Consider the following 9,957-nt stretch of genomic DNA (forward strand, 5'->3'; position numbering starts at 1 on the left):
CTTTGTGTATGAAGATAGCTTTATTTTTCCTACTGAACTTGCTGTTCATACATAGCTATGCACAAAGGAGTTTTACTTTAATGAATCCCAAAATTAATTCTTTCAAATTTGAGATTAATGGAAATTTAGTAATTGTTCCAGTGAAGGTGAATGGTGTAGAGCTGTCATTCTTATTAGACACCGGAGTCAAGGAAACTATTTTATTTGCTAGTCCACAGGATTCTGTGCCTTTAGAAAATGTATCTAAAGTTAAGTTTTCTGGGATTGGCATTGAAGATGGTGTTGAGGGAGTGATGGCTGTTGGAAATGAAATTTTGGTTGGCGAAACACTATTGGATAGCACCCATAATATTTTTGTGATTGATGGTGAGGAATTGGATCTTTCGAGTCATATTGGTGTACCCATCAATGGAATATTGGGAAGTCGATTTTTTGAAGACTACTTGATCAAGGTAGATTACTTGAAAAATAGGATTTACATTTATGACTCCTATGAATATCCTGAAAAACTCACCAAAAATTTTACTAGAGTACCAATTGAACTAGAAAGAAGCAGACCCTACGTAAAAATTGATTTAGATCTTGGAGATCGTCAATTAACACAGGCAAAAATGCTGGTTGATATGGGGAATTCAGACGGTCTGTTGGTGTTTCCATTTCTTTTGGATTCATTTCAAGTCCATGAACCGAGAATTTATGATTTTATCGGAAGGGGATTCAATGGTTTGATATTCGGTTTCAGAAACAGAATCGAAGGGTTTACTTGGACTGATTTTTATATCAATCAACCGATCGTTTCTTATCCAGACTCTAATGCTGTTCATGCTGCAAAATTAGCTGTCAATAGGGTAGGATCTATTGGCAACCAAGTATTACAGCATTTCCATGTGATTTTTAATTATCCTCAGAATGAAATCTATCTGAAGAAAAACCGGAATTTCAACAAGAAGTTTGAAATCAATATGGCCGGGCTGGATATCAAACATGATGGACTGGAATGGACACAACGAAGAATCCCGACAAATATTGGTAAAAGACAGGATGGCCCATCAGGTGGCATTAGTGTCTATAGTCAAGAAGAATTCAAGTATGAGTTTTCATTGAGGCCAATTTATAAAGTCGGGAATGTTAGAGAGGGTTCACCGGCGGATTTAGCAGGAGTACAAGTTGATGATGAAATATTAAAGATTAATGGTTCATCTGCACAAAACATGAAATTGAAGCAGATTATTGGTAAATTTCTGCATAAAGAAGGAGATATAATTCGACTGGTTTTGAAAAGAGGAGCTGAAGAGGTAAAGGCTGAGTTTAAATTGATCGACCCGATACCATATAAAAAGGATATATAAAAAAGGGATAAAAAAAGCCTCGAGATTATCGAGGCTATTATTTTATTCGTTTACAACTCCCATATTGCTGAATTTGTCTATTCTTTCAGTCACTAGGGTTGAAGTATCTTTAGCTTTTAGAATTGTCAGATCTGATAAGATTCTGTTTTTTACATTTAGTGCAGTTGCTTCAGGATCTTGGTGAGCGCCTCCAACTGGTTCTTCGATAATTCCATCGATCAAACCATTTCCAAGCATATCTTCTGCAGTTAATTTCAATGCTTCAGCAGCTCTTTCTTTTTGATCCCAGCTTCTCCATAAGATAGAAGAACAAGATTCTGGCGAAATAACAGAGTACCATGTGTTCTGCAACATGTAAACTCTATCACCAATACCTATTCCTAATGCACCACCAGATGCACCTTCACCAATCACGATACAAATAATCGGAACTTTTAAAACTGCCATTTCACGAAGGTTTCTAGCAATAGCTTCACCTTGTCCACGTTCTTCAGCTTCTAAACCAGGATAAGCACCCATGGTATCGATTAGTGTAACGACTGGTTTGTTAAATTTCTCCGCCATTTTCATCAGGCGCAGAGCTTTTCTATATCCTTCAGGATTTGCCATCCCGAAATTGCGGAACTGACGTTCTTTAGTGTTTTTACCTTTTTGATGACCAATAACCATTACAGATTGTCCACCGATAGTAGCAAATCCACCAACAATTGCTTTGTCATCTTTGATATTTCTATCTCCGTGCAATTCGATGAAATCATCGCAAATCAAATCAATATAGTCGAATGTTTGTGGTCTATCGGGATGCCTTGACATCTGAACTTTTTGCCAGCCAGTCATGTTGCTATACACCTCAACTTTTGTTTCCTCCAGTTTCTCCTCCAATTCGCGAACAGTAGCACTCATATCTACTTTGGTTTTTTCTTCTACTTGTTTAACCTTTTCAATCTGCATCTGTAAATCAGCAATCGGCTTTTCAAAATCAAATGTCGTCTCCATATTTAACTGTTTGGTGTCATTTAAGCGGAAGCTAAGTTACTTGTTTTTTAAGAATTATAAAATGTTATTTAGCCTTAACATCAATTTATTTCCAATAAAAAACTATTTTATAGCTGATAATAAGCATAATAACAAAACGGCAGCAACACTTGTTTTGTGTTGTACTTAAAAAAATAATATATTGATGCCCATGAATGCAGCCACACAAGAAAACAAACCGAAAATTCCTTGGGCTTTTATAGGAAAAGTATTGCTTGTGATAATTATTATCTATAGCCATATCTATTTTGAAAATGATATAGAGGAAAGAAAATTGCTCGCTCAGTTCTTGAGAGGTCTATATTCATTTTTGATACCGAGTATCGTCCTTTCTATGTTCAGATTCTTGGTAATCATGCTTTATAATGCACGAAATTCCAAGAAGAGGGAACGTGGTAATTTTTGTTTTGGGCATAAATAGGCTGACAGCAGTTTTAAATACAATATTCTTTGTAATAGCCATTATGACTGCATTTGGTATCAATCCTAAAGAGTTTATTACCAGTATGACCATTGTTGCCATGGCCATAGCTGTAATATTCAGAGATTATATCACCAATATGATATCCGGATTGATCGTGATGTTTTCAGAGCAGCTTTCTGTTGGTGACCGGATAAAAGTAGGAGAACATAAAGGTAGGATTATCGATATTACTTTTGCTAACCTAGTTTTGCAGGATGAAGAAGATGATATTGTAATGGTACCCAACAATATGGTATTTACCTCCACATTTATGAACCTTTCTGCTCATCAATCTAGTTTGTTTACTGTTCGATTTGAATTGCCATTGGAAGTTTCCCTTCATTTTGAAGAACTAGAAGAGCATTTGAAGTTAAGTTTAGTAACTCATCCTAACCTTAAAATAAAAGATGATGAATTTAAGATTAAGGTGATGGAAATAGGAAAGGATATGGTGCGTTATAAATTGGACTTACATGCAGTAACCAACAGTAATCGTATGCATCGAGATATTGAAAACGAAATTCTAAGAGAGATTATTAAGTTCGAAAGGAAAATCCTTAAATCTTCCTAACCTTTACTCTTTTAATAAAGTGTTCAGAACCTTTTTTCAGGATCAGATCAGCTCTGTATCTTGTTGGAAGGATGTTTTCATGTAAGTTAGGCCTGTTGATTTCATTCCAAATCTGTCGTGCCATAGCATAACTTTCTTCTTCAGTTAGATTGGCGTATTTATGGAAATATGAAGCTGAATTCTGAAAGGCTGTTGCTCTTAAGGATTCAAACCTGTCAATATACCATGAAACGATGTTTTTTCTCATCCGCATCTACGTATATTGAAAAATCAAAGAAATCTGAAACGAAGACCCCATTCTTTCTTGAATTTACCTGTAGGACATTGATTCCTTCAACGATCAGAACGTCAGGCTGAGAAATCAGCAACTTTTCATTGCTCAATACATCATACTCCAAGTGGGAATATAAGGGGACAGTAACTTGAGATTTGCCAGATTTTATGTCAGCAAGAAACTGAAGTAGCTTTTTTCGTGTCATAACTTTCTGGGAAACCTTTTCTATTTAAGATATTGCGCTTGATTAATTCTTTATTGGGATATAGGAAACCATCAGTAGTTACCAGTTCTACTTTAGGTTTGTTGGGAAGTAGGGACAGGACTTTAGTCAATACCCTTGCTGTTGTACTTTTACCTACAGCCACCGACCCTGCGATACCTATAATAAAGGGTAACTTTCGGTCATTGCGCTTAAAAAATACATTGCTTTTAGAATGCAGCTCTTGAAAATTGTGAATATGAACTTCCAACAAGTGTGCTAAAGGAATATAAATATCCTCAATTTCATCCATGGTCAACGGCTCGTTGAGGGCGTGCAGTTGATCTAAATCTTCCTCTTGAATGGAATGGGACAATTGACCGTTCAATCTTTTCCATTGTTCGCGAGTAAAATTCTGGAACGGACTTGTAAAAGTATGTTCACTTATAGATGGCATGGTAATTTATTTTTTCAAGTCGCAAATATACAATCAAGAATTGTTTTTTACTTGCATTGTATCAATTAGATTACTTTCAATGACAATAGGGTTCATTAACATCTTATGTACCGGACATTTTTCACCTATTGCGTAGATTCTTCTTTTTTGTTCCTCATCAAGGTCTCCTTCGATAAATATATTGCATTTAATAAAGGTTGTTTGCTGTTGTTCGCTTTTCTGAACCTCACTGGAAATTTTGATATCGATTTTGTCGACTTTCCATTTTTTTCTGTTGGCATACATTCTCATTGTAATTGCCTTACAGGCTCCAACAGATGATAGCAATAATTGTGAGGGTGCAAGGCCTTTATTTTGACCTCCGAGCTCGACGGGTTCGTCTGCTAATATTTCTAAATCGTCGTATGAAATTGTAGTGGTATAACTTTCTTCACCAATACTGACCAATACCTCTGCCATATTTATTAATTATCCTCCTCTAATAATCCTTTTATAATCAATGTTCCTGTTGCTACGTTAGTTGCCAATGGTACATTCCATAGATCACATATACGCATCAACATTTGAATATCAGGTTCATGCGCATGCTTTCCTAATGGGTCTCTAAAGAATATAATCCCTTGGATTTTTCCTTCAGCTGCCATTGCAGCAATCTGTGCATCTCCGCCTTTTGGTCCGGAGAGCTTTAACTCAACTGGTAAACCTGTTTGTTGTATATAAGAACCTGTTGTTCCTGTTGCCACGATATGGGCTTTTGCTAATTCTTCTTGATGATCTTTGACGAAGGCAACCATTTCGGCTTTCTTCCCATCATGTGCAATTAAAGCTATTGTTTTTGCCATTTGAATTGAATGTTTGCGTGTTGTTGATATCGCTTGGATAAGATAACAAAAATAATTGGGGAAGGTTATTTAAACACTAAGAAAATGTCAAATATGTGAGAAATTTCTATATATTTGCACCCACATTCAGGAGAGATGTCAGAGTGGTCGAATGAGCAGACCTGGAAAGTCTGTATACGGGATGACTGTATCGAGGGTTCGAATCCCTCTCTCTCCGCAATCATTACATAATAGTGATTAAACCATTACAGGGGGTTTAGTAGTTCGAAGTACTGAATCCCTTTTTTAATGAACGCTAGTGCAGTAAAGATACTGATTCTCAATAACATTTCCTAATACTATTTGCTTCTACAGCGCACAATTTTATTGTTTTCATTTATTGTGAATTTCATAATTATTCCCCATTCAAATTATAATATTGTTAATAACTCGCATAGGATGCTTTGAAATATTTATAATGAAAGTATTTATCTGTTGAAGATTTAATAATTCAGGCTATAACAAATGAATCTTATATAAAAAATAAGAGATAGTTTTTAATTTAAATTAGTTTGATAGGCACGGTTTAGCCACTGTTGTTTTGTGTGACAATACGAATGGTTTTAACAGGATGTTTTATATTTTATAAAATGAATTGGATGCGGTTTAGATGATTTGTTACAGTGGATGGGAAAAAGTTTTCAGGATTGTATTTATGGGGCTGTGATGTGTGTTCCGATATGTGGGGCAAAGAAAGGGGCATTTACATCCCCTTCCAAAACCTAGTTTATAAAAAACTATCTATCAAATAATTACAAAAAACAAACATAATATTTTTCTATCACTTATACAACCAAAATTCCCATATATCACCCTGACATCTATAATATCTCAATATTATAGCTATATGTTATAAAATATATAAATGAATATTATCCATTATTTTTTATCGCAATCATAACATTGTTCAGTGGTCATTTTTTAAGTTATAACTCATCAGCTAAATGTGACTTTAGCTTTTTAATCAAATTATATCTAGTGTACCATTCTGAATAGATGTCACTTTTAGGGTCTGCATCAACCTTTTCTTTGTATTGGTCGAATAAATCAGATAATGCCGTGATGTACTCTTCAAGCTCTGTTCCGATATTCCAATACACAATTTTATTTAATTCAATCTTTTTTGACTTACTTAGACTATGGTTGTTGATTACCTCAATAAAGAAATCTATTTCTTTTGTTAATTCTCGTAATATTATATCAGTACTTTCTTTATTATATATTTTCTTTTTGATTATTGTATCTAGGTCTTTATTTATATAACCCATAACTGTGTTTTCATTAAAAGGTATTTTATATTTTATAGTTGAAAGCCTTTTGTTCGTGTACTCTAATTGTTGATAGATGATGCTTAATGCTCTATTGAATTCGCTATTTTGTTTATTGTACTCTGATTCATCCTTTTGTTCCTTTAACTGTTTTTTCTGAATAAAGAAATTTATGAATAGTACTATTATTGTTATTATACCAGCTAAGAGAAGAATAAATTGGATTGTCGTATCATTGGCATCCTTTTGCTTAGGTGAGGAATCATAAAACATATTATAAACACCTAGATAGACTACAATAAATAGAATGATGGGTAAGATGAAGTAATAAAAGATTTTTTTCATGATGATTTTGGTTTGGATTTATAAATTATACAAATCTATAGTTTTTAATTTATTTTTACTGACTTATATAATATATAACAAATCTGACCATCAGAAACACACCTAGAATCAATTATCTTTTTGTTTTAGTATAAGTAGTCCAAAGCGATAAAAAGTGCCTCAAAACGTCTTATTTTAGCTTATATGAGGTTTAATAAAAAAAGGCTACTGTTTAAAGGTAGCCTAGAGTATAGTTAGTTGTTTGTGTACGATATTACGTTATAAATATAGGATTTATTTTGTCATGATGTTTTATGTCTTGATATTAAATTATTGTTAAGGTAATGGTGTCACTATCTTCATTGCCTTTACTGTTGATGGATATCTATTGTTTGTATATTCCACTTCCAATAGTTTAAAATAAGAATTACCGTATGGTGTCTGTATGAATACAGGTTGTTGGAATGTTTGGTTTATTGTTGCTATGTCTGTTTCTGTTAGATAAGCTTGGAATTCTATTATCATGATGTTATCATCTATGAGTGTTGTCAATTGTTCCTTATGGTATCTTTCATATTTGGTTATTGAGTAGTCATCTGTAACATCTTGTGTATTGGTATAGTATCTCAATGGTAAGTCAAAAAGTAGTGTATCTGTTATATTGTTGTTTATTGGGTCATACCTGAACATAGATGAATGATTGTATGTTGATAGCTTTGTCAGTTCGTTACCTTGATGTGTTATACTATATTGGTCTGTTATTGCTTCACCGTTGTTGTAGAGTATCCTTGGTTTAACTGTCATTGGTTTCTTTTTGCCTGTTAGGAATCCTTCTGTTTTATATAAGATAGGCAGTTTCTTTCTGTTTAGGTCGTGGTCTATGTTTACTGTAGGTGCAAATATTACTTCTATGTCCTTTTCGTCTTGCATACCTTTTGAATCATTGACGGTTATGTCTCCATAGTTTTTGTTTGTTTCCGATTTATACCTTTCCAACATCATATCATTGTCTTCTGTGAATTTAAAGTTGTATGCTTTTGGCAGGTTATGGTTGGTTGATAGCTTATAGGTAGAGAAATCTATCTTATCTGTCCAATCTTTTGCTTTTGTTCTATCCAGTTTCAATATATCATTATAGAATGTAGTGAATGGTTTTAATATGAATTTGTTCTTATTTTCAGGGTCTGTGACCATATAGAGGTTGAACAATGTCATGATACTTTTCATGAAGTCTTTTACCTTTATTCCTGTAGGCAGTGCTTTGTTCAATTGGATTGTCTGACCTTGGCTGTATGCGATGTTTGATATTACGTTTGTGTCACCGAATTTTATGACTAGGTTATTTACCTTGAAATCTGTGTTTACACCTATGTTATCCTTGCCTTGGTCTTCTCTACGTATAGCCAATATATAGTTACCTGCTATGTCCTGTACTTCACTGTTGTATACGATATTGAAAGTCTGTGCCGTTGTTGTTGTCTTGGTTATCTTCTGTGCAAATCTTAGGTTGGAGAAATCCTTTGGGTTATTGGTTACATCAGCTAAGCCAAAGTAATAAGTACCCTTCCAATCAGCAGGTAATGTTATTGTACCTGTCATGCTTACCTTTGACTTTAGGTATCTGTCTTTTGTTCGGAATACCGTAGTAGGTGTAGTGGTATATAAATTGAACTTATCACTGCCATCATTATACTTGTATACGGTTAACCCTGAAGGTAACTGATATGTTGAGAAATATGACGTATTGAATGATGTTGTATTCAATGGTGCGATTAGGTTAGGTGAATTAACCAATGGTCGTGGTGGTACTCCCAATACTTGTGCAGGCAAGGTATAGTTAATAGCAGGTAATGATGTTAATGTACCTGTATATTCGTATGACATCTGTTCACCTGTATGTGGTATATAAATCCTGTTTATGTCATCATTACCTAAGGTTTCAATCTCATAGGTATAATTATTAATTGGTGTACCATTGCTATTTAATTGGGTATATTTCTTTGTTGTACTATCATATCTCCAACCTCGGAAAATAGCATCAAGATAGCCCTTAAGGGTTATACCCAATTTGAAGTTCCTGAAGTCATATGCACTATCCCACCAGTTAGGAATGATTTCATAATCCTCACCGTTTTCATCAGTCTGCCATATTGATAATCTCTCGTCATATCCGAAATCACATTGTCCGAATACATATCTATAATTGTTCGGGAAATTCCAAGTATCTCTAATCCTTGCAATGGTGTATGGTATATTATCATTTAAGCTATCCAATTCAGACAATTCCCTATTGTTCATCTGACCAAAGAAACTTACCATATGACCTACAATTTGACAGTTATAGGTTATATCTCTAGTAAGTACATTTATATCAGCATCCATTATCAACAGACTGCCATTTAGGATTTCTATATTGTTTTCAAGTAATATGCATCTGACCGTTCGATTCTTCTTTAGGTTGTGGTTTAAGTCAGTTGCATAAGATTCAGATGAATAAGAGGATATATTGTACAGATGGGCTAATGCTCTGTTATTTGCATGAGTACCTTTAAGTGTAAAATCCTTGGTGATTGAATCCTTTCTTTTGGTTAGGTCTGTGATAGATTCCACGCTGAAAATATTGGTCATCTGAATTGCTTCTACATCCAAAAGATTATAAGAATTGTCTACGTCCGAAAATATGTATAAGGTATATAATGATTCCATATTGTTGTGTTAAGATTATTTAATAGTAAGTGTGAAAAAAGTTCATGCATAAAAAAAGGATAGCGATTAGTGCTATCCTTGTTAATTGGTTTAAGGTTGATAAGTTACTTATTCTGCTAATTCATCAGCAATGTCATTGATTTCTGTCATTACATCCGTAACGATGGCAAAGTCAAAATTACCATTGGCAAAGTTAACATTGGTATTGCTCGATGGCAAATAGTTCTTTACTACCGAAAATACATATTCTCCATTTTTTAACACCGCTTACTGATATTGATTCTAATCCTTCAGTTTTGCTCACGATGTTGAATGTCAATTCATATTCTAAATGTGTAGCCTTATCTACTCTAATTGTGTTGTTACTTTCTGTTGTACGTGTCATAATTAATATATTATTTATTACCAAGTAAGTGTGCATAGGTAT

Annotated in this window: 12 protein-coding genes and 1 tRNA gene; 4 read left to right on the forward strand and 9 right to left on the reverse strand. The window is 34.0% G+C overall.

What is annotated here, in order from left to right:
* Positions 1 to 8: 8 nt before the first annotated feature.
* Complete coding sequence (locus FGL31_RS11230) at positions 9 to 1,349, forward strand: PDZ domain-containing protein (RefSeq protein WP_171017640.1); 1,341 nt, start codon at positions 9 to 11, stop codon at positions 1,347 to 1,349.
* A gap of 42 nt (positions 1,350 to 1,391) precedes the next feature.
* Here the strand turns inward: FGL31_RS11230 and FGL31_RS11235 are convergent, their stop codons facing one another.
* Positions 1,392 to 2,345, reverse strand: a complete 954-nt coding sequence (locus FGL31_RS11235) for an acetyl-CoA carboxylase carboxyltransferase subunit alpha (RefSeq protein ID WP_099369835.1) — start codon at positions 2,343 to 2,345, stop codon at positions 1,392 to 1,394.
* Between the two features lie 190 nt (positions 2,346 to 2,535).
* On the opposite strand from FGL31_RS11235, the gene FGL31_RS23530 reads away from it, so the two are divergent.
* Positions 2,536 to 2,805 (forward strand): hypothetical protein, encoded by a 270-nt coding sequence (locus FGL31_RS23530; RefSeq protein ID WP_197734413.1) that lies wholly within the window; start codon positions 2,536 to 2,538, stop codon positions 2,803 to 2,805.
* 43 nt (positions 2,806 to 2,848) lie between these two features.
* Entirely contained in the window at positions 2,849 to 3,418 is a 570-nt protein-coding gene (locus FGL31_RS11240) for a mechanosensitive ion channel family protein (protein ID WP_232046659.1), read from the forward strand.
* Here FGL31_RS11240 and FGL31_RS25460 read toward each other — a convergent pair.
* From FGL31_RS25460 to FGL31_RS11255, 5 genes are read right to left on the reverse strand one after another with little or no spacing between them, the layout of a single operon-like run.
* Positions 3,405 to 3,665, reverse strand: a complete 261-nt coding sequence (locus FGL31_RS25460) for a type I pantothenate kinase (protein ID WP_232046661.1) — start codon at positions 3,663 to 3,665, stop codon at positions 3,405 to 3,407. The two genes, FGL31_RS11240 and FGL31_RS25460, sit on opposite strands and share 14 nt — an antisense overlap.
* Positions 3,634 to 3,897, reverse strand: a complete 264-nt coding sequence (locus tag FGL31_RS25465) for a type I pantothenate kinase (protein WP_232046662.1) — start codon at positions 3,895 to 3,897, stop codon at positions 3,634 to 3,636. The genes FGL31_RS25460 and FGL31_RS25465 overlap by 32 nt, the downstream gene beginning before the upstream one ends.
* Positions 3,863 to 4,351, reverse strand: coding sequence for a type I pantothenate kinase (locus FGL31_RS25470; protein ID WP_232046664.1), 489 nt, complete (start codon positions 4,349 to 4,351; stop codon positions 3,863 to 3,865). Before FGL31_RS25470 ends, FGL31_RS25465 begins: the two co-directional genes overlap by 35 nt.
* A 33-nt stretch (positions 4,352 to 4,384) precedes the next feature.
* Complete coding sequence (locus tag FGL31_RS11250) at positions 4,385 to 4,810, reverse strand: OsmC family protein (protein WP_138091484.1); 426 nt, start codon at positions 4,808 to 4,810, stop codon at positions 4,385 to 4,387.
* Between the two features lie 5 nt (positions 4,811 to 4,815).
* Positions 4,816 to 5,193, reverse strand: a complete 378-nt coding sequence (locus FGL31_RS11255) for a methylglyoxal synthase (RefSeq protein WP_099369838.1) — start codon at positions 5,191 to 5,193, stop codon at positions 4,816 to 4,818.
* 129 nt (positions 5,194 to 5,322) lie between these two features.
* Here FGL31_RS11255 and FGL31_RS11260 point away from each other — a divergent pair.
* Positions 5,323 to 5,410: transfer RNA gene (locus FGL31_RS11260), tRNA-Ser, on the forward strand.
* A gap of 748 nt (positions 5,411 to 6,158) precedes the next feature.
* On the opposite strand, the gene FGL31_RS11265 is transcribed toward FGL31_RS11260, so the two are convergent.
* The 3 genes from FGL31_RS11265 to FGL31_RS22675 form a co-directional block, all read right to left on the reverse strand.
* Positions 6,159 to 6,845, reverse strand: coding sequence for a hypothetical protein (locus FGL31_RS11265; RefSeq protein ID WP_138091488.1), 687 nt, complete (start codon positions 6,843 to 6,845; stop codon positions 6,159 to 6,161).
* A 315-nt stretch (positions 6,846 to 7,160) separates the two neighbouring features.
* Positions 7,161 to 9,530 carry a hypothetical protein gene (locus tag FGL31_RS11270; protein WP_138091491.1) on the reverse strand — a complete coding sequence of 790 codons (2,370 nt, stop codon included), beginning with the start codon at positions 9,528 to 9,530 and terminating at the stop codon, positions 7,161 to 7,163.
* Between the two features lie 108 nt (positions 9,531 to 9,638).
* Positions 9,639 to 9,794, reverse strand: a complete 156-nt coding sequence (locus FGL31_RS22675; protein WP_171017641.1) for a hypothetical protein — start codon at positions 9,792 to 9,794, stop codon at positions 9,639 to 9,641.
* Positions 9,795 to 9,957: the final 163 nt, after the last annotated feature.

It is taken from the genome of Sphingobacterium daejeonense (genome assembly GCF_901472535.1).
Classification (GTDB): Bacteria; Bacteroidota; Bacteroidia; order Sphingobacteriales; family Sphingobacteriaceae; genus Sphingobacterium; species Sphingobacterium daejeonense.